Source organism: Bradyrhizobium sp. TM239 (assembly GCF_036247985.1).
GTDB lineage: Bacteria > Pseudomonadota > Alphaproteobacteria > Rhizobiales > Xanthobacteraceae > Bradyrhizobium > Bradyrhizobium ottawaense.
Genome location: NZ_BTIR01000001.1, coordinates 620,974 through 638,625, shown reverse-complemented (window position 1 = coordinate 638,625; position 17,652 = coordinate 620,974). Strand labels below are relative to the sequence as shown.

Here is a 17,652-nt window from a genome sequence, read left to right as displayed (position 1 = left end):
CGCTCGCGTTGTTACTGGTTCAAAAGCTTCAGTGCTTCTTCGTGGACCCTGGCGTCGCCGGCCGCGACGATGCGGCCGCCGCCCTGCGCCGGCTTGCCTTCCCAGGTGGTGACGACGCCGCCCGCGCCGGTCACGATCGGGATCAGCGCTGCGATGTCGTAAGGCTTCAGCTCGGTCTCGACCACGAGATCGACGTGCCCGGCCGCCAGCATGCAATAGGAGTAGCAGTCGCCGCCATAGCGCGACAGCCGCACGCCCTGCTCGATACGGCTGAAAATGGCGCGGTCACGCTCGTTCATCAGGAGCGGGCTGGTGGTGTAGGTCGTGGCTTCCGAAAGCGAGGCGCAGCGGCGGACCTGGAGCCGGCGCTCGCCGGACGGGCCCTTGTAGGTGGCCGAACCGTTGTCGCCGGAGAAGCGCTCGCCGATGAAGGGCTGGTGCATCATGCCGTAGACCGGCGCGCCCTTGTGCAGCAGTGCGATCAGCGTCCCCCAGATCGGAAAGCCGCCGATGAAGGATTTGGTGCCGTCGATGGGGTCGAGCACCCAGACGTAGTCGGCATCCTCGCGCTCATTGCCGAATTCCTCGCCGACGATGCCGTGCTGGGGGAAGTTGGCCTTGATCAGCCGCCGCATCACCGCCTCCGCGGCGCGGTCGGCCTCCGTGACCGGATCGAAATCCTTGGTCTTGCTCTTGTCGTCGATCGACAGCGAGGTGCGGAAGAACGGCAGGATGGTTTCGCCGGAGGCGGTGGCGAGCCGTCCGATGAAGGCGGAGAAGTCGATCACCGTCACGGCGTATCCTCAAAGCGAAAGTTGGATGAAGCTCCCCTCCTGCCTAGCCCAATTCGCCTCCCGCGTGCAGCGCTGTCTTGATTTTGCACCCTGGTATTTTGGATGCCGAGGGGCGCTGCCTCATCCAAGTCATCTGCCGGCCAAATATCGATCACAGAGTTGAAAACTTAGTTCCGAATATGCCTTGTTCGTATGCAAATGACTATCAACCCATTGAAATTCCTTATCAAAGAAACTGAATCTGGGTTTCCATAGAAGCAATTGAGCCATGTGCGTATTGCATGGGAAATGGCTCAAAAGCCCTTGCACTTTGTGCGGCGCGGTCGCATATTGTTGCGGTGCGGTAGCGCTTGGCGTTACCGCTGCCCTCCTTGGGCGTTTCCTCCCTAGACTTGGGCCGCTTGCGTCATTCGCGAGCGGCCCTTTTTTCTTTGCGCCTGTCGTTTTCGTTTCAAGGTGCGCAGCGAAAGCGAAGCGAAGACGCGTTCGCGCAATCACAGACAACACGATCTGACGAAGAAAAGCCGGCGCCTATTCCGCCGCGGCCTGGAACGGGCCGAGATCGCCGAAGGGAATCGTGGTCGCGAGCACGTCGGCGAGAACGCCGAAGTCGGACGCCACTTGCGCAAAGCGTGCACTCCGCTCGCGCCGCCGCTCGTCCATGTAGATCGCGCGGTTGAGCTCGAGCTGCACCGCATGCAGGCCGCTCGCGGGATTGCCGTAATGCTCGGTGATGAAGCCGCCGGCATAGGGCTTGTTGCGTCCGATCGAATAGCCGAGCCCGGTCATGGTCTCCTCGACCCGGTCGGGCAGGAGCGGCGTGCAGCTCGTGCCGTAGCGGTCGCCGATCACGACGTCGGGCCGGCGCGGTTCGTCCCGGCTGACGCCGACCGAGGGCATCGAATGGCAGTCGACCAGCACCACGGTGCCGAACATCTGGTGCACCTTGTTGATCAGCCGGCGCAGCGCGCGGTGGTAGGGCTTGTACAGCGTCTCGATCCGTCCCAGCGCATCGTCGACCAGGATGCGGTCGCGGTAGATCTCCTGGCCGTCGCCGACCACGCGCGGAATGGTGCCGAGGCCGCCGGCGACCCGCATCGAGCGGGTATTGGCAAAGCTCGGCAGCCGTCCGCTGAACATGCGGGGATCGAGCTCATAGGGCTCGCGGTTGACGTCGACATAGGAGCGGGGAAAGTTGACCCGCACGGTCGGAAAGCCGCGCTCGCTGAGATGGCCGATCAACTCGTCCATGAAGGAATCTTCGGACCGCCGCAGCGTCGGAAGGTCGATCCGCGAGGCCGCCAAAAATTCGTCCGGATAGGTCGAGCCGGAATGGGGCGAGTTGAAGATGACCGGCGCGCGCCATTGCGCGGGCTCCACGATCTCGAAGGCTGGCGACGTCTCGCCGTCAAACCGGGTCATCTTCTCAGGCTTCGTCCCTTCGCGCCGGGATCTGGCAGTGGCCAGACCGCATTGATTCGGCCGATCGAGCGGCTCTCATGTGTCGTCATTGTCCGGAATCGCAACCATTCTGCCAAGCGAAAAGATGTGATGGTCATTGGAACAGGTCTTAACCGTGTGGGCAGGGAGGCGGGGATGAGCCGGCGCGGCTCGATTGATTCGAGCCGTTTTCCGGTTCACAAGAGTGCGGCAGCGCGGCCGGCTCAGGGTAAAGATTTTCACCCCAAATTTACCCTCTGTCGGGCTTAGTGACCTCTGCTGATATCCTCTGGGGATGCGACGATTCCTGCCATGCCAAAGATCCTGCTCGCCGAAGACGACAACGACATGCGCCGGTTCCTGGTCAAGGCGCTGGAAAACGCCGGTTTTCAGGTCTCGTCCCATGACAACGGCATGGCCGCCTATCAACGGCTGCGGGAAGAGCCGTTCGAGATGCTGCTCACCGACATCGTGATGCCGGAGATGGACGGCATCGAGCTCGCCCGCCGGGCCTCGGAACTCGACCCTGACATCAAGATCATGTTCATCACCGGCTTTGCCGCGGTCGCCCTGAACTCGGATTCGGACGCCCCCAAGAACGCCAAGGTGCTGTCCAAGCCCGTACATTTGCGCGAATTGGTCAGCGAAGTGAACAAGATGCTGGCGGCCTAAATCGGCCTCCTTCGGTCCTTGCACAGGGTCCCCTGAGCCGTTATAGGGACCCAACCCGACGCAAGTGGACTATTAGGGCGCGTAGCTCAGCGGGAGAGCACTACCTTGACATGGTAGGGGTCACAGGTTCGATCCCTGTCGCGCCCACCATCCTTCGCTCGCGATAGCCGAGAGAAGGATGCCGCGCCGAAGCCCAAAGGGCGCAGGCGGGCCTGTATCCGCGAGCTACGGCTCGGCAAGCCACGATCTCCATGCGAAGCGTGTCTGGCGTAGCTCGGAGAGCGAAGACGGACTGGTGCAGCTTGCTCCGTACCTTGGAACGCCGCCACTCCCACGGCATTGTTCCGCCATGCCGAAGACCTCCACAAAATCCTTCAAGCGCGGCGACCACGTCAGCTGGAATTCCGAGGCCGGCCGCGTACGCGGCCATATCCTTCGCGTCCACACCAAGGACGTCGACTACAAGGGCTACACGCACCACGCCAGCCCGGAGGATCCGCAATATGAAATTCGGAGCGACAAGACCGATCACATCGCCCTGCACAAGGGCCGCGCATTGCGGTCGTTGAAGAGCTGACGGCTTCCGAGCCGAGCGGTCGAGGTGTCACCATGGCTCATCCGTTCTTCACCATCGGCCACGCCACACGTTCGATCGAGGAATTCGTCGAATTGTTGCAGGACAGCGCGGTCACCTTCGTGGCTGACGTTCGGACCGTGCCCCGCTCCCGTACCAACCCGCAGTATAATCGCGAGACCCTGCCGCAATCGCTCGCGGCTGCTTCGATCGGCTACGAGCACATTGCCTCGCTCGGCGGCCTGCGCGGCCGCAAACGCGAGGTGCCGCGCGAGGCCAATGCGTTCTGGCAGAACGTCAGCTTTCACAATTACGCCGACCACGCGATGGGCGCGGCCTTTCACGAAGGGCTCGCACATTTGCGCGCCGTCGGGCAGGTGCAGCGCTGCGCCATCATGTGCGCCGAGACATTGTGGTGGCGATGTCACCGTCGGATCATCACCGACTACTTGCTCGCGGCGGGCGAGACGGTGTTTCACATTCTGGGGCCGGGGCAGGTCAAAGAGGCCGAGATGAATCCGGCTGCGCGGGTCGTTCCCGACGAGCGTCTGGTCTACCCGGCGGAAAATCAGCCAATCGCGTAAATCCCCGGCGTGGAGCTAGCCAACGCCGTCAAGCGGGCTGGCTCGCCGGTTGGAGCAGCATATCCTTCAACCCGGTCGGGTAGAGGCTTGGTCCGCCGTCCACGTCGAGGTCGGCAAGGTCGAACCAGCGCGCGACGATCTGTTCTCCATTGTCCTCGAGGAAGTCGATGCGGTCCCGGTCGGCGAAGGCGCCGTCGGGAAACTCCACCTCGCAGATGAACATCACCTCGTGCCCGGTTGCGCCCTCGTGCATGAAGATGTTCTCCAGCACCAACGGCGCGCCCTTGAGCGTGATGGCGATGCCGAGTTCCTCGTTGAACTCGCGCATCAGGGCCGTGCGCCAGCTCTCGCCGAACTCGATCTCTCCGCCGAGCGGGCGCACGCCCTTGATCCGCCCGGCATCGTCGCGAATTTCGGCCGCCAGCAGGCGCCCGTCCCGCCAGTGCAGGCCGATCGCGACGACGCGGATGTGGGGATACGGGCGCCAACTGGTCATAGCGGATCGATATCGCGTGCGCCGCCGCTGTGCAATGCGCGAGGCGAGCTCCGTCGGGCCGGATGAGGCTTCGCAGCCTTGATCCATGACTCGCCGCCTGCCATTGTCCGGTTATCCACCACGGCAACGAGCTGGGGCGATCGAGTTATGGCGTGCGGCGAAATGCGTCGCTTCGCCGGATGTGAAGCAAAAGGCAGGCTATTGAGATGAGCAGCGTGAACAAGCCCGGCGGCAACTATTTGCCGGTGATCATCCATGGTGGACTTGCCTATGTCAGTGGCCAGCTGCCGCGTCGCGGCGAAGACCTGCTGTATGTGGGCAAGGTCGGAGCAGACGTCGATATCGCGGCCGCACAAGAAGCTGCAGCCCTTTGCGCAGATCTCTGCATTTCCGCCATCAATCACGCCACAGGCGGAGAGGACAGGATCGTCCAGGTCCTGCAGCTCGTTGGATATGTCGCTTCAGCGCCTGGATTTACCCAGCAGTCGCAAGTCATGAACGGTGCCTCCGACCGGCTGATCGAACGCCTCGGCGAGCGCGGTCGTCATACGCGGACGTCCGTCGGCGTCGCCGAGTTGCCGCGAGGGGCGCCGGTCGAACTCAACATGATTGCCGCTGTTCGGTCGTAGCGGTCAGCCTATCCAACGAGATATTTGGCAACCGCCGCCTCGTCCCACGCAATCCCGTTGCCGGGCTCCTCGCTCGGCAGCGCGAAGCCGTCCTTGATCCTCAGCCGCGTCGAAAGCACCGCATCGGCCCAGTCGACATATTCCAGCCAATGCGCGGTCGGCGTCACGCAGAGCAAATGCGCGCTGACTTCCGAGAACAGATGCGTGGACATCTCGATGCCGGCGGCATGGGCGAGCGAGGCGGCGCGCAGCCAGCCGGTGACGCCGCCGATGCGCTGCACGTCCGGCATCACGTAATCGCAGGCTTCCGCCGACAGCGCGGATTGCATCGAAAAGGCGCTGTCAAAATTCTCGCCGATCTGGACGGGTGTATGCAGCGCGTCGGCGATGCGGGCGCAGCCGGCATAGTCGTCGTGGCGGATCGGCTCCTCGATCCAGGTCAGGCCCTCGTCGTCGAGCATCTCGCCGCGTTGGATGGCCTCGGTCACCGTCAGTGCCTGGTTGTAGTCGCACATCAGCGTCACCTCGTCGCCGACGGCCTTTCTCACTGCGCGGACGACGGCGAGATCCTCCCGCGCGTCGGGTCGGCCGACGCGGATCTTGGCGGCCTGAAACCCCTCGGCCAGCAGCTTGTGCGCCTCGTCGACCGCGGCGCCCGCCGGCATGATGCCGAGCCCCTTCGAATTGTACGCCCTGACCGGCTTTGGCGCGCCGCCGAGCAGCCGTGCCAGCGGCAGGCCCTTGGCTCGGGCAAGCGCGTCCCAGGCCGCCATGTCGATGCCGGATTGCGCCAGCCGCTGCAGGCCGGCAAGGCCAAGCAGGGTGAAGCGCTGGCTCAGCTTGCGCTCGATCTCGAACGGCAGCAGCTCGTCGCCGGCAAGCAAGTCTGACATTTCCGTGACCATCGCCGTCAGCGGCTTCAAGGCCGATGGCGTGATGGAGAACAGATAGGCGTGCCCGACCGCGCCCTGGTCGGTCTCACAGTCGATCAGCACCAGCGGCGCCCTGGCGACCGCGCCGGTCGAGGTCTGCAGCGGCAGGCTCATCGGCACGATCACGGGCCGCGCATGGAAGCGTTTGATGCGAATGGTCTCGGTCATGAATCTCTCCAGGCGGGCGGATGCAGGTTGATGCCGATCTTAAGCATCTGTGATGAAACGAAAAGGCGCGTTCTGCGACCACCATGAAATGGGGTTGCGCTGCCTTGCGTTTTCTGGGCTCTGTGCCGCCGCATGTCCCATCGCGGGCGCCGGATCACCGCGACAAAATCGCTCACAACGGAGCCACAGAGTGAAACAAGAGATCTCCGAAGAACAGCGCAAGAGCGGCCTGCTCACCGGCGCCATGATCGCATTCCTCCTGCTCGCTTTGCCGCTCGCGGTGTGGCTGGACCTGACCGAGCTGAGCAAGACGGCGCTGCGCCGGCAGGCGGTCGATCTCAATTCGGTGATCACGAGCGTGCGCAGCTATTACGCGTCCAACGTGGTCGGGCGCGTGCTCGCCAACCCCGACGGCACCACCAAGGTCGTGCACAATTACGAATCCGTCCCCGGCGCGATCCCGATCCCGGCGACGCTGTCGCTGGAGCTCGGGCGGGTGATCGGCGCGCAGCAGGAGAACATCACCTATCGCTTCGTCTCCGACTTCCCGTTCCAGAACCGCGCGCCGCACCAGCTCGACAAGTTCGAGAAGGACGCGCTCGATGCGCTCAGGAAGGATCCCGAGCAGAAGATCGTGGAGACCGAGACCTCGCTGTTCTCCGACAAGGTCCGCCTGGTTGCCCCCGTCACGATGGGCCCGGCCTGCGTGAGCTGTCATAACAGCCACCCCGAAAGCCCCAAGAAGGACTGGAAGGTCGGCGACATCAGGGGCATCCAGGAGGTGATCATTGCCCAGCCGATCGCCGCCAACATCTTCTCGTTCAAGTTCCTGCTGGCCTATTTCCTGATCGCGGCGGGCTGCGGCCTGTCGTTCCTGTCGCTCCAGCGCCGCCAGGCGAGCCGCATCAAGGGCATGAACAGAGAGCTCGAATCCGCCAACGACTTCCTCGCCTCGCTGTCGATGAAGATCTCGCGCTACATCCCGCCCCAAGTCTACAAGAGCATCTTCTCGGGCCAGAAGGACGTCACCATCCACACCGAGCGCAAGAAGCTCACCATTTTCTTCTCCGACATCCAGAACTTTACGGCCACCGCCGAGCGGCTGCAGCCGGAGCAATTGACCCAGCTCCTCAACGAATATTTCACGGAGATGTCGGCGATCGCCCATGAATATGGCGGCACCATCGACAAGTTCATCGGCGATGCCATGCTGATCTTCTTCGGCGACCCCGAGACCAAGGGCGACCGCACCGACGCGCAGGCCTGTCTGCAGATGGCCTGGCGCATGCAGCAGCGTCTTGCCGAGCTCAATGCGAAATGGCGGGCATCCGGCATTGAGCAGCCGTTCCGCTCGCGCATGGGCATCAATTCCGGCTATTGCAATGTCGGAAATTTCGGCAGCAGCGACCGCATGGACTACACCATCATCGGTGCCGAGGCGAACCTCGCCGCCCGCCTGCAATCGATCGCCGAGCCCGGCGGCATCGTGCTGAGCTACGAGACTTTTGCACTGGTCAGCGACATCGTCCGCGCCCATGCGCTGCCAGCGATCACGATGAAGGGCATCAGCCGCGAGGTCATTCCGTATTCTGTCGACGCGCTGAACGACGCGGCGGCCGAGCGGAGCGGGGTGATCACCGAACGCGCGCCCGGCCTCGAGCTTTATCTCGATCCCGCCGTGGTGAAATCCGGCGATGCGGCCCGCGTGCGCGCGCTGCTGGAAAGCGCGCTGGCCTCGCTGAAGCCGGCGTGAGGGGGCGCGAACGTGCGTAGCGCTTTCTGATCGAGAGAGTCCCCGTGTGGCACCCCTCTCCCTAACCCTCCCCCACAAGGGGGGAGGGAACGTACCTTTCGGGTGGCACGCGCTCGCTCCTATCAGTCGCGACAGTGAGGCACAGCGCCGCCGCGCACTCCGCTGCGCTCCCTCCGCCCTTGCGGGGGAGGGCGGGGGAGAGGGGTAGCCCAGCAAACGGTGCGTGCTTGAACGCCGCGCTGTCTCAAGGCCGCGTTTGGGTAAACCTCACCGCGCCGCGCCTTCCGTGAACGCCGTCTCGATCACCTCGCCAAAGGGCTGCCACGACCGCCCGTCGAACTGCACCAGCCGCATCTGCCTGATCGGCAGATAGTTGTTGGGCGAGGTATTCATCCTGATATTGGGCAGCGCGACGGATGGCTGATGACCCCTCAGCGAAGCCGCCTGGCGCATGATGTTCTCGCGTGACAGGTCGTCGCCGCATTGCTTCAGCACCTGCGTCAACGCCTCGGCCGCGGCGTAGCCATAGACCGCGGCGCTGTTGTTGGTGCTTTCGACCTGATGGTACTTGTCCATGAAGGCGAACCAGTCCTTCATGGCAGGATCGTCTTTCCAGGCGGGGTCGCTCGGATCCTTCAGGAAGGCGGCCGAGATCACGCCGGCCGAATTCTCCAGGCCCGCGGGCGCCATCGCATTGGCGATCGAGGCGGAAGTATCGTTGACGATGAAGACCGGGCGCCAGTTGAGCGAAGCCGCGAGCCTGATCACCTTGGATGCCGTCGACGGCACGCCGAGAAAGACGAAGATATCGGCACCCGCGCGCTTGAGGATCGAGACGTGCCCGTCGAGGTGCTCGTCGCCGATGTCGAAGGCGATGTCGACGAGGACATGGCGGTTCAGATCGCCAAGTCCGTCCTGGATTCCTTTGTAGAGCATGCGTCCGAACTGGTCGTTCTGCCAGAGCACGACGATCTTCTTCCTGGGATAATAGGCCTGAATGTAGTTGGCGTAGATGCGCCCCTCCGACCGGATCGACGGCTGCCAGCCCATGGTCCAGGGGAAAGCCCTGGCCTGGCTCAGCTCCTCGTCGCCGGAGGCGACGAAAAGCTGCGGCACCTTTTTCTCGTTCAGATACCAGCGCGTGGCGAGATTGCCGGGCGTGCCGAACGATCCGAACATCAGGTGCACGTCGTCCTTCTCGACCAGATTGCGCGTCAGCTCCAGCGCGGTCGACGGATCGGAATTGTCGTCGCGCGTGATGAAGCGGATCTTGCGGCCATTGATGCCGCCGCGCGCGTTGATCATGTCGAAATAGGCGGCCTCCGCCTGACCGATCGCGCCGAATTCAGAGAGCGCTCCCGAATACGGCATGACATTGCCGATGCGGATTTCCTTGTCGCTTGTGGGTTGGTCTGGGCGTTGCTCGGACATCGCGCCAAGCGACGCGAGTGCGGCAATCAAGATGAACAGCAGTCTGCCGGTGACGCGCATGCTCGACACCTTGTCGTTGGCCCCCAACGAGGTCGGCTCAGTCCGCACCAAGGCGAGTTGATCTAGATCAGGCGTTTGGCAATCCTGTGGCCGGCTGCGGCGGCCGGGCATGAAACGGCAGGCGTGCTGACCCGCCGCCTACGGCCGCTGGCGTGATTCGAGCAGCCGCCGCCAGCGGGTGGGAGGGACGCCGCTCCAGCGCTCGAAGGCCCGGCTGAAATGAGCGGGGTCGTCATAGCCGAGCATGGATGCGATGTCGCCGATCGATCGGTCCGTCTGGCACAACAGCCGTACCGCCCGGCGCTGTAGCGCGTTTCGCAACAGGTCGCTGTAGCTCAGGCCCAAATCGCTGAGCCTGCGTTGCAATGTTCGTCTTGCGAGGCCCGACCGGCTTCCGATGCGTGAAAGGGTGGGACGCCGATCGAGCAGCTCCAGTTCGATCAGGACGGACAGACGGCCCGGCAGGTCTTCCGGATCCGGCAGGTCAAAAATGCGCCCGAGCTCGCTTGCTCTCAGCCCGTCGTCTTGTTCGAGGTCCGGGTTGACTGATGTCAGCAGCCGGCGGTCGAAAACGATCGCGCTGGCGGCGTTGCCGATGGCCGTGTCGGTGCGCATCAATTCGCCGACCGAGCATCGCAGCCGGCTTGCCAGATTCGCAAGGACGATCCGGTCCGGTAGCCAGCAGGCGCCGGCAAAATGCCTGACGACGGCGATCATGTACCAGATCGCGAGCATCTCGTTCTGTTGGCGTCCGTCGCGCGCAGGGTCGGCCAATTCGTAGGACCAGTGAATGTCGCGGCCGTGGCGACGGACGACCAGCTGCGTGGCGTTCTGAAGCATGTGCGGCAGGCTCGTTCCGGCGCGCTGGATCGCCTCGAGCAGGGTCGGTGCCTGGCTCACCCATCGGCCGAAGACTCCGAGGCCCGCCATCGACGTCTGGCGACCAAGCCGGGCCGCGAAGACTTCGTCGTGCAGTTCCCGCGAGGTCACCATCAGCAGCCGGAAATGATCGCGCAGTGGCAGCAGCGTGTCAGGCGATTCCAGCAAGGCGAGGGGAAGATCGGCGCGGCGAAACACCCGCTCGATCGATCCCCCGGCCATGGTCACGACTTCCGCGATCGGACCGAGCGTGCTTGCGCGTGTGTAACCGGTCTGGTGCATCTGCCCTCACGCGCCAAACCGGCGGCCAGGTCGGCACGTCATGGCAGGCTGAATTCGGCCCGAAAGCATAGCATCCGAATCTCCGCGGAATACGGCCAGATGCCCGTGTCGCGTACGGGCAGGGAGGAATGCATGTGCTTTGCTTGTCTTGGCTTCTCGTCTCCAGCCGGGAAAATTTCCCGGCGTGATGTCATGTTGCGTGCATCGGCGCTCGGCCTGGTGCTGCCCTTTGCCGGGCCCGCATTGCAGACGGCGCGCGCGGCGCAGCAGAGCGCTCCGGCGCCGGCGGATCCGGTGAGCGGCGTCAAGGACATCATCGCGAAGGCGAATTCACCGGAGCTGGTTGCCTACAAGGCATTCGAGATCAACGGTGCAGATTTGCCCTGGACCGATCTCGGTCTCGACGTGACGCGGGGCCAGCAGGTGACGTTCCTCCTGGGCGGTCGCATGTGGCTGTCGCGCGAGCACGATCTCTGGTTCGGTCCCGGCCTGATCTTCCACGCGCGCACGCGCGGGCAACGGCCGATGTACAATCCGATGCTGGATACGGGAACCATGACGGTCGCTCATGACGGACGCATCGAGGTCGCGCGTTCGGCGGCGGAATGGGCCAATGAGGATGGGGCCTTGGGCACGCCGGAAGACATCTACAAGAAGGCAGATGTGAAGATGGCAGGTGTCGCGCTGCTGTGGCGTGGTGATGCCGCGGTGGGCATCAAGAGCCTCCTGGCGCATGGCGACGTCGATGGTCAGCTCAAGTCCGAGCTTGCGCGTCTCGAGCGTGGCGGCAAGCTGCCGCCGGGCTGGTCGAACCTGCTCGGCTTTGGCGGTGGACAGGAGGTCTTCAGCCAGGGCGCCAACGGCGAGATTGCCTGCGACATCACGGGCCATGTCAGTATCATCGAGCGGCCGCTGTCGCTTCCACTGGTCTCGCGTCCGCGCCTCGCATGGCGCTGGAAAATCGATCAATTGCCATCCGTCGTCGCGGAGGATCAGGCTGCGACCCACGATTATCTCTCGATCGGCGTGAAGTTCGAGGACGGGCAGGATCTGACTTATGTCTGGAGCGAATATTTGCCTGAAGGCAAGGTTTTCCGATGCCCGTTACCCGCCTGGAACGCGATCGAGACGCATATGATCGTCCGTTCCGGGAAGGCGGACCTCGGCACCTGGCAGGCGCAGGAGCGCGACATCGCAGCAGACTACGCCGCTCATATTGGCGGATCGGCAAAGGCCATCTCGAAAATCTGGCTGCTGGCCGTGGCGCCGTTCCAGCGCCGCCACGGCGCCTGTCGCTACGCCGATATCACGGTCACCACCGCCGACAACGCCGTGCACAAGGTTTAGCGCGAGAGGTGATGCGGGTGTTTGACGCGCCGTCGGCGGCGCGGCGCAGGCGGTCCACTCGCTATCTTCCGGTTGAGAGAGTGTGCCGTGTGGCACCCCTCTCCCTAACCCTCCCCCGCAAGGGGGGAGGGGACGCACCGTCGCTGTGGCGAATGAACCGATTCATCAGGGCGCTTGCGATGAGCGGCGGTGCAGCTGCGCGCTCCGCTCGACTCCCTCCCCCCTTGCGGGGGAGGGCGGGGGAGAGGGGTAGCCCAGCAAATGGTGTGAGTTCGTCGTCGAGCCGCCGCAACCCTACGGCAGCCCCCGCGCCTCGAGCTGATGCACCAGCAGCAGCGTCGGCTCGGCGAGGCTGTCGCCGGAGCCATCCAATCCGAACGCGGAGGCGATGCCGTCGCGGCTGCGGAGCAGCGCGCTGCGTGGACAGTGGCCGGCGCCACAGAGCGTCTTCTTCAGGGTTTCGCCCTGCGTCACGAGGCCAGGGGAATCGTCCGCGGCCCAGGCCAGCACGATCGGCACATCGACATTGAGGATGCCGGGGAACACCGAGCGCGCGTTGTACTGGCTGGCGTCGCCGCCGAGATAGGCCTTCTCGCTGTCGCTCGCATCCTTGCCGGCGCGATAGATGCCGGACACCAGCACGACGGCCGCGACATCGGCGCGGTCGGCCTGGAGCTCGGGATGCGCCAGCAGGGTCGCGACATGGAAGGCGCCGGCGCCGTAGCCGATCGCGACGATCTCGCGGGCATCGCCGTTGAACAGGTCGATATTGCCGTGAACCCAGGACAGCGCCGCCGCCACGTCGGTCGCTCCCATCGGCCAGGTCGCGCCGGGGGCCAGGCGATAGTTGACCCGCACCCCGATCATGTCGTTGCGGGCGGCAAAGCACATGACCTGGTCCTGGATCTGGCGCGACAGCTCGGGCGCGGCGTGATCGCCGGTGAAAGTGTCGCCGGCCACGAACAGCAGCACGGGCCGCGGCGTATCCGCCTTGGTCGTGCTGGCGGCGACATCGAGCACGTTTGCTTCGCTCTCGCCGTAGCGCAGGCCCCGCGAGAAGGTGACCTGCTCGCACAGCCGCGCGGTGCCGCCGGCCGTGGTGTCGGAATCGGTCAGGCCTGTCCGGATGAGGTCGGAGGGCGCCGTCAGCCGCGCCGGCAACGGGCCATGCGCGGAGGCTGTCGTGACGGTCAGAAACAGGAAAAAAGCGAGAAGATTTTTCATCTTGGATGTTGTGCCAGCCTTGCGTCCCTCACAGCCTTGCGCCCCTCATTTTGGCCCGCGCGTTTGGCCTGTCTTTTCAATTCGCCTTATTAGTTGACGGCTTAGTTGGCGGCTATTAGTCAGCTGGTCTTGAGGCGATTTCACGGCACCTTCGATGCGGCCCTGGCGCGTCCTTTTGGCTCAATTTCCCGGCTGGAACGTGCAGTCCGCCCCGCTGCCGTCCTTCCGCCTGATCGCGTTGGGATCGATCGTGCAGCTCAGCCGGGTCAGGCTCTCGAAGTTCGATCCCGCGGCACCGTCCGGCGGGATGCCGGCCAACGCCTCGGTGGCGAAGATCTCGTTGGCGGTGGAGCCGTTCACGGTCCTCATTTTCTTGCCGAAGGTCACTTCGCAATTGCGAACGGTGATGTCGACATTGCCGGTGCGGCAGACGATCCTGTCCGCGCTGACCACGATCGCCTTCTTGTAGGGAACGTCGTTGCCGCCGGCGAACAGCATCGCCACCGCCTTCTTCTCGGCACCCGACAGATCCGGCGACAGCGGCGCGATCACGCCCGCGAGCGCCAGCGCCGTCGCGCCCGAGACTTTTGCCGGCGTGGCGCCGAAGGCACCGGACGCGCCGGCGAGGACCAGGGCGGATGTGAGGACATAGCTGCGGGCCTGCATCCATCGGCTCCCCGGCGGCGTCTCAGGCGGCGCTTTTGCGCTTGGCTGCCTTCTTCGTCGTCTTCTTTGTTGTCTTCTTGGCCGCCTTCTTCTTTGCCGCCTTCCGGGCGGCGAGATAGGCTTCGACCTTCCTGGAGGAATGGCCAGCCGCGGCGACGGCAGCCTTCAGCTTGGCCGGGGTGATCTTGAATTTCTTCGACCAGTACCGAACCTCATAGGCCTCGCTCAGCGCGATCCGGCTCTTGTCGGAGGCGCGGTGCTTCTGGAGCTTGATATACGCCTCGACCTTCTTGGCGGAACGGCCGACCTTCTTGACGGCGTATTTCAGCTTGGCCGGGGTCACCTTGAACTTCTTCGACCAGTAGGCGACTTCATATTTTTCGGTGAGCGCAATCAGCGCCCGATCGGCCCCGCCGCGTTTTGCCTTGTCGTCGGCCATGCTTCCCTCCTGCCGTGGAATGCGTGCTGCCAATCTAGCATGCAACCGGATTCGGAAGGCAAGACACAAGCCGTGCGGTGATTGCGCAAGGCGGCGGTTTTGCACCGCTGTGTCAAACCCTTGCGCGGCGCGGCCGCGCCTCGGGCGGAACGGGCGTTCTACTTTGCATGGGGTTGTTTTCGCATTTTTTGTGGCCGGCCGCGTTAGGCCCGCTTCATCGTCCGGAATGTGATGGAGTAACGGCGTGCCTCGACCGGCGGGATACTGTGCTCCCATTGCGAGCGCGCCTCGCCCTCCATCATGTAGAGCGAGCGCGGCTGGGCCTCGCGCGTGTGGCGCTGCCACTTGTCCCCACTGCGGCGGCGGAAGCGGAATTTGCAGGCCGAGCCGAGCGACAGGCCGAGGATCTTGTCGAAGTGCGGCTTGTCGCGATGCCAGCCGATGCCGACGCCGGCCTCATATTCGGTACAGAGCACCTGCCGGACGCTAGCCGCCGGCAGCGCCGCCCAGGCTTCGACCTGACGCGCGATGGGCAACAGCCAGTCCGGGATCGGCTCCGCCTCGGCCAGCCGCTGCAGCGCGTAGTCATAGCGAAAGCCGAAGGACGCCACCCGGCGGTTGCCCTCGAACGCCCCGAACTGGAAACGTTCGAGCGGCAATGCTGCGATGCGGCCGATCAAGGATTGCTCGACGGCTGGTTCGATAAAATTGTCCGTGTAGCGAAGGCCGGCCGGACCTTCGTCAGGGACGTCGAACAAGCCAAGCTGCGTCATTCCTCGCATTTCCGTGATGGAACCTAATGGCGGCTGATGCGACTTACATATGACGCGGGAAGAAACGTGCGAGGCTGTCATGGCACAGAAGCATACCGCCGATCCGGCAGAGATCATGCGGGCGACCGGTCATCCTGAGCTGGAATATGCCGCCGGCTGGACCATCGCCGGTCTCGTCACCATCGGCACCATCGTCGCCGCCTGGGTGTTCGCGATCTAGACCGCAGGGAATTGCAGCTCGAAGGCGGCGCCCGCTTCGGTCGGCTTGAGCCTGATCGAGCCGCCATGGCTCGCCATGACCGCGCGTGCGATCGCAAGCCCCATCCCGGTGCCGCCCTGGTCGCGGCGGGTGGTGAAGAACGCATCAAAAATCCTGTCGCGGTTCGGTGCCGAGATCGGCTCGCCGTCATTGCTCACCGTCAGACGCAAGGTCGTGCGTTCGTCCACAGCCTCCAGCCTGATCGTCCCAGCCTTGTGCCGCATCGCGTTGTCGGCGAGATGCGACAGCACGATCAGCGCCTTTTCGCCGGACATGCCGATGGGGCGGTCGAGGCTGCCGCTGGCCTCGATGGAGCTGGCCGGAAACCTGTTCCTGAGGTCGGCGATCACGGGCGCCAGCTCCGTGCGCTCGTTCTGCGGCAGGCTCTCGGCACGCGCCAGATCGCGCAGCCGCTGCGCCATCGCTTCCAGCCGCTTTGTGTCCGACAAGATGTTGGCGATGAACGTCTTCTGCTCGGCCGGCGTCAGTCCGTCAGACTTGCCTTGATATGAATCCTGCAGCAGCTCGGCCGCGCCCTTGATCGAGGTCAGCGGCGATTTCAGCTCGTGAGTGAGATGGGCCGAGAACGTCGCGATATAGTCGGAGCGCCGCGCCAGCTGCTCGGCCATGCCGAGGAAGCTGTGCGAGAGCTGTGCGAACTCGCGCGTGCCGTAATGCCGCAGCGGCTGGAACGCCTCGCGGTCGCCGCGGCCGATCCGTGCGGCGCGGTCGATCAGCTCGCGCATCGGCAGGGTGATGGTGCGCGAGAACACGAGGCCGATCGCGATCGTGCCGAGGATCACGGCGAGCCCCGCCAGCACGAACTTTGCCCGCTCCTGGTAGAGATGGTCGAAGATGTTGCTCGGCGTCCGCGTGGTGTAGATCACGCCCGCGACGCGGTTGTTGACGATGACCGGCATCGCCGAGAACACGTGTACGCCGAGGCCGCGGCTGAAGGAATAGATCGGCGGCGGCGGCTTGTCCGGCACGCGGTTGCGCAAGGTGGCGCGATACTGCCCGTGCAGCGCGTCGGCGACCTCCTCGATATGGGCGAGCGATTGGCCGACCTCCTGGCGTCCGGCGATGACGACGCCTTGCGGATCGAGGATACGAAAGCCCGCCAGCGTCACCTTCTGGGTCTCGCGGATGATCGGCGTCAGCCTTGCGCCGATCTCGACATAGGCCGCCTGCGCCGGATGAGGCGCGGCCTGCGCATCCGGTCGCCGCCGCAGCAGATCGTTGGCGGTGAGGTCGAGCGCGGGACGGATCGGGGTGACCTGGTCGCCGGGGTCAGGCAGCACGTTCGGCGGCACCTCGGCGCCGAGCGTCAGGCCGCTGTCGAGCCTGGCCGTGACCTCCTGCGAATAGATCGTCGCCAGCACGCGGCTTTGCGCGATCAGCTCGGCCTGGGTCTGGCGGATCAGCTGGTTGTCGTAAAGGCGGAAGAAGAACAGGCCGACCAGCGGCAGAACGCCAACGGTGGTCAGCACCGTGAAGATCACGAGCCCCAGCGACGGCCGCCATTTGTCAGGCGCCGCACTCATGCCGCCTTCTCGCAGCGGCCGAGCTTGAAGCCGACGCCGTGGATGGTCTCGATGACGCTGTCGCAGGCCAGCGCCGCGAGCTTGGCGCGGATGTTGCGGATGTGGCTGTCGATGGTGCGGTCGGAGACCTGGATGTTGAGCTGATAGGCCGCCCGCATCAGCTGCTCCCGGTTGAACACCGAAGTCGGCCGGGTCAGGAACGCGCGCAGGATGCCGAACTCGATCGCGGTCAGCTTCAGCGGCGTGCCGGCGAAGGTCGCGACATGCTGCTCGGGGTCGATCAGCAGGCCGCCTTGCGACAGCGCGGCCGGGCCCGCCTTGGCCTCGCCATTGCGCGGGCTGAGCCGGCGCAGGATGACGTTGACCCGCGCCACCAGCTCGCGCGGGCTGAACGGCTTCGTCACGTAGTCGTCGCCGCCGATCTCGAGGCCAAGGATGCGGTCGATCTCCTCGTCGCGCGCCGACAGGAACAGGATCGGCACGTCCGAGCTCTTGCGGATCTCGCGGCAGACATCGAGGCCGTCGAACTCGGGCATGCCGATGTCGAGCACGATCAGGTCGGGCTTGTCGGCGGCGAAGCGGCTGAGCGCCTCCTTGCCGTCGCGGGACTCGATCACGTCCATGCCGGCCTTCTTCAGCGCAACGCGGATGACCTCGCGGATATGGCCCTCGTCGTCCACGATGAGAATGCGATGCGCCAAGAAAC

The 17,652-nt window shown here is 64.5% G+C and carries 19 protein-coding genes and 1 tRNA gene; 8 read left to right on the top strand and 12 right to left on the bottom strand.

Features of this window, described 5'->3' with window-relative positions; genetic code table 11:
- Positions 1-11: 11 nt before the first annotated feature.
- Together hisN and AABA84_RS03125 are read right to left on the bottom strand one after the other, a co-directional pair.
- Positions 12-794 carry a histidinol-phosphatase gene (gene hisN / locus AABA84_RS03130; protein ID WP_212252736.1) on the bottom strand — a complete coding sequence of 261 codons (783 nt, stop codon included), beginning with the start codon at positions 792-794 and terminating at the stop codon, positions 12-14.
- 531 nt (positions 795-1,325) lie between these two features.
- A complete protein-coding gene (locus AABA84_RS03125) occupies positions 1,326-2,216 on the bottom strand; it encodes an N-formylglutamate amidohydrolase (protein ID WP_338311324.1) in 891 nt (296 codons plus the stop codon).
- 330 nt (positions 2,217-2,546) lie between these two features.
- On the opposite strand from AABA84_RS03125, the gene cpdR reads away from it, so the two are divergent.
- The 4 genes from cpdR (at position 2,547) to AABA84_RS03105 (ending at position 4,064) form a co-directional block, all read left to right on the top strand.
- On the top strand, positions 2,547-2,906 hold the full coding sequence (gene cpdR, locus AABA84_RS03120) for a cell cycle two-component system response regulator CpdR (RefSeq protein WP_007597092.1): 360 nt from the start codon (positions 2,547-2,549) through the stop codon (positions 2,904-2,906).
- A gap of 75 nt (positions 2,907-2,981) precedes the next feature.
- Positions 2,982-3,056, top strand: a tRNA-Val gene (locus tag AABA84_RS03115).
- A 199-nt stretch (positions 3,057-3,255) separates the two neighbouring features.
- Complete coding sequence (locus tag AABA84_RS03110; protein WP_212252740.1) at positions 3,256-3,483, top strand: hypervirulence associated TUDOR domain-containing protein; 228 nt, start codon at positions 3,256-3,258, stop codon at positions 3,481-3,483.
- Positions 3,484-3,515: 32 nt separating this feature from the next.
- Positions 3,516-4,064 carry a DUF488 domain-containing protein gene (locus AABA84_RS03105; protein ID WP_338311323.1) on the top strand — a complete coding sequence of 183 codons (549 nt, stop codon included), beginning with the start codon at positions 3,516-3,518 and terminating at the stop codon, positions 4,062-4,064.
- Between the two features lie 28 nt (positions 4,065-4,092).
- Here the strand turns inward: AABA84_RS03105 and AABA84_RS03100 are convergent, their stop codons facing one another.
- Positions 4,093-4,560, bottom strand: coding sequence for an NUDIX hydrolase (locus AABA84_RS03100; protein WP_338311321.1), 468 nt, complete (start codon positions 4,558-4,560; stop codon positions 4,093-4,095).
- 206 nt (positions 4,561-4,766) lie between these two features.
- On the opposite strand from AABA84_RS03100, the gene AABA84_RS03095 reads away from it, so the two are divergent.
- Positions 4,767-5,189, top strand: coding sequence for a RidA family protein (locus tag AABA84_RS03095; protein WP_212252804.1), 423 nt, complete (start codon positions 4,767-4,769; stop codon positions 5,187-5,189).
- A gap of 8 nt (positions 5,190-5,197) precedes the next feature.
- Here the strand turns inward: AABA84_RS03095 and AABA84_RS03090 are convergent, their stop codons facing one another.
- On the bottom strand, positions 5,198-6,289 hold the full coding sequence (locus AABA84_RS03090) for an enolase C-terminal domain-like protein (RefSeq protein WP_338308796.1): 1,092 nt from the start codon (positions 6,287-6,289) through the stop codon (positions 5,198-5,200).
- Positions 6,290-6,479: 190 nt separating this feature from the next.
- Here AABA84_RS03090 and AABA84_RS03085 point away from each other — a divergent pair, with 190 nt between their 5' ends.
- On the top strand, positions 6,480-8,042 hold the full coding sequence (locus AABA84_RS03085; protein WP_338311320.1) for an adenylate/guanylate cyclase domain-containing protein: 1,563 nt from the start codon (positions 6,480-6,482) through the stop codon (positions 8,040-8,042).
- Between the two features lie 267 nt (positions 8,043-8,309).
- On the opposite strand, the gene AABA84_RS03080 is transcribed toward AABA84_RS03085, so the two are convergent.
- Both AABA84_RS03080 and AABA84_RS03075 read right to left on the bottom strand, forming a co-directional pair.
- On the bottom strand, positions 8,310-9,533 hold the full coding sequence (locus AABA84_RS03080; RefSeq protein WP_212252806.1) for an ABC transporter substrate-binding protein: 1,224 nt from the start codon (positions 9,531-9,533) through the stop codon (positions 8,310-8,312).
- 138 nt (positions 9,534-9,671) lie between these two features.
- The gene (locus AABA84_RS03075; protein WP_338311319.1) at positions 9,672-10,694 is read right to left on the bottom strand and encodes an AraC family transcriptional regulator; all 1,023 of its coding nucleotides are present in this window, start codon (positions 10,692-10,694) and stop codon (positions 9,672-9,674) included.
- A gap of 192 nt (positions 10,695-10,886) precedes the next feature.
- Between AABA84_RS03075 and AABA84_RS03070 the strand changes: the two genes are divergently transcribed.
- Entirely contained in the window at positions 10,887-12,041 is a 1,155-nt protein-coding gene (locus AABA84_RS03070) for a DUF3047 domain-containing protein (protein WP_338311318.1), read from the top strand.
- Positions 12,042-12,335: 294 nt separating this feature from the next.
- On the opposite strand, the gene AABA84_RS03065 is transcribed toward AABA84_RS03070, so the two are convergent.
- The 4 genes from AABA84_RS03065 to AABA84_RS03050 form a co-directional block, all read right to left on the bottom strand.
- On the bottom strand, positions 12,336-13,265 hold the full coding sequence (locus AABA84_RS03065) for an alpha/beta hydrolase (protein WP_338308792.1): 930 nt from the start codon (positions 13,263-13,265) through the stop codon (positions 12,336-12,338).
- Between the two features lie 180 nt (positions 13,266-13,445).
- Positions 13,446-13,931 carry a hypothetical protein gene (locus AABA84_RS03060; RefSeq protein WP_338311317.1) on the bottom strand — a complete coding sequence of 162 codons (486 nt, stop codon included), beginning with the start codon at positions 13,929-13,931 and terminating at the stop codon, positions 13,446-13,448.
- Positions 13,932-13,953: 22 nt separating this feature from the next.
- On the bottom strand, positions 13,954-14,370 hold the full coding sequence (locus AABA84_RS03055; protein WP_212252758.1) for a DUF3606 domain-containing protein: 417 nt from the start codon (positions 14,368-14,370) through the stop codon (positions 13,954-13,956).
- A 203-nt stretch (positions 14,371-14,573) separates the two neighbouring features.
- The gene (locus AABA84_RS03050) at positions 14,574-15,143 is read right to left on the bottom strand and encodes an alpha-ketoglutarate-dependent dioxygenase AlkB (protein WP_338311315.1); all 570 of its coding nucleotides are present in this window, start codon (positions 15,141-15,143) and stop codon (positions 14,574-14,576) included.
- A gap of 79 nt (positions 15,144-15,222) precedes the next feature.
- Here AABA84_RS03050 and AABA84_RS03045 point away from each other — a divergent pair, with 79 nt between their 5' ends.
- Positions 15,223-15,363 (top strand): hypothetical protein, encoded by a 141-nt coding sequence (locus tag AABA84_RS03045; RefSeq protein ID WP_164718835.1) that lies wholly within the window; start codon positions 15,223-15,225, stop codon positions 15,361-15,363.
- Here AABA84_RS03045 and AABA84_RS03040 read toward each other — a convergent pair.
- Together AABA84_RS03040 and AABA84_RS03035 are read right to left on the bottom strand one after the other, a co-directional pair.
- Positions 15,360-16,946 carry an ATP-binding protein gene (locus AABA84_RS03040; RefSeq protein ID WP_338311313.1) on the bottom strand — a complete coding sequence of 529 codons (1,587 nt, stop codon included), beginning with the start codon at positions 16,944-16,946 and terminating at the stop codon, positions 15,360-15,362. The two genes, AABA84_RS03045 and AABA84_RS03040, sit on opposite strands and share 4 nt — an antisense overlap.
- Positions 16,943-17,647 carry a response regulator transcription factor gene (locus AABA84_RS03035; protein ID WP_338311312.1) on the bottom strand — a complete coding sequence of 235 codons (705 nt, stop codon included), beginning with the start codon at positions 17,645-17,647 and terminating at the stop codon, positions 16,943-16,945. The genes AABA84_RS03040 and AABA84_RS03035 overlap by 4 nt, the downstream gene beginning before the upstream one ends.
- Between the last annotated feature and the right edge of the window lie 5 nt (positions 17,648-17,652).

Bases quoted from the DNA above. Each gene is read 5' to 3' on its own strand.
- AABA84_RS03095 (WP_212252804.1), top strand. From the start codon at position 4,767: ATGAGCAGCGTGAACAAGCCCGGCGGCAACTATTTGCCGGTGATCATC.
- AABA84_RS03075 (WP_338311319.1), bottom strand. From the start codon at position 10,694: ATGCACCAGACCGGTTACACACGCGCAAGCACGCTCGGTCCGATCGCG.
- AABA84_RS03070 (WP_338311318.1), top strand. From the start codon at position 10,887: ATGTTGCGTGCATCGGCGCTCGGCCTGGTGCTGCCCTTTGCCGGGCCC.
- AABA84_RS03065 (WP_338308792.1), bottom strand. From the start codon at position 13,265: ATGAAAAATCTTCTCGCTTTTTTCCTGTTTCTGACCGTCACGACAGCC.
- AABA84_RS03040 (WP_338311313.1), bottom strand. From the start codon at position 16,946: ATGAGTGCGGCGCCTGACAAATGGCGGCCGTCGCTGGGGCTCGTGATC.
- AABA84_RS03100 (WP_338311321.1), bottom strand. From the start codon at position 4,560: ATGACCAGTTGGCGCCCGTATCCCCACATCCGCGTCGTCGCGATCGGC.
- AABA84_RS03125 (WP_338311324.1), bottom strand. From the start codon at position 2,216: ATGACCCGGTTTGACGGCGAGACGTCGCCAGCCTTCGAGATCGTGGAG.
- cpdR (WP_007597092.1), top strand. From the start codon at position 2,547: ATGCCAAAGATCCTGCTCGCCGAAGACGACAACGACATGCGCCGGTTC.
- AABA84_RS03045 (WP_164718835.1), top strand. From the start codon at position 15,223: ATGGCACAGAAGCATACCGCCGATCCGGCAGAGATCATGCGGGCGACC.
- AABA84_RS03105 (WP_338311323.1), top strand. From the start codon at position 3,516: ATGGCTCATCCGTTCTTCACCATCGGCCACGCCACACGTTCGATCGAG.
- AABA84_RS03110 (WP_212252740.1), top strand. From the start codon at position 3,256: ATGCCGAAGACCTCCACAAAATCCTTCAAGCGCGGCGACCACGTCAGC.
- AABA84_RS03050 (WP_338311315.1), bottom strand. From the start codon at position 15,143: ATGACGCAGCTTGGCTTGTTCGACGTCCCTGACGAAGGTCCGGCCGGC.
- AABA84_RS03055 (WP_212252758.1), bottom strand. From the start codon at position 14,370: ATGGCCGACGACAAGGCAAAACGCGGCGGGGCCGATCGGGCGCTGATT.
- AABA84_RS03090 (WP_338308796.1), bottom strand. From the start codon at position 6,289: ATGACCGAGACCATTCGCATCAAACGCTTCCATGCGCGGCCCGTGATC.
- AABA84_RS03080 (WP_212252806.1), bottom strand. From the start codon at position 9,533: ATGCGCGTCACCGGCAGACTGCTGTTCATCTTGATTGCCGCACTCGCG.
- AABA84_RS03060 (WP_338311317.1), bottom strand. From the start codon at position 13,931: ATGCAGGCCCGCAGCTATGTCCTCACATCCGCCCTGGTCCTCGCCGGC.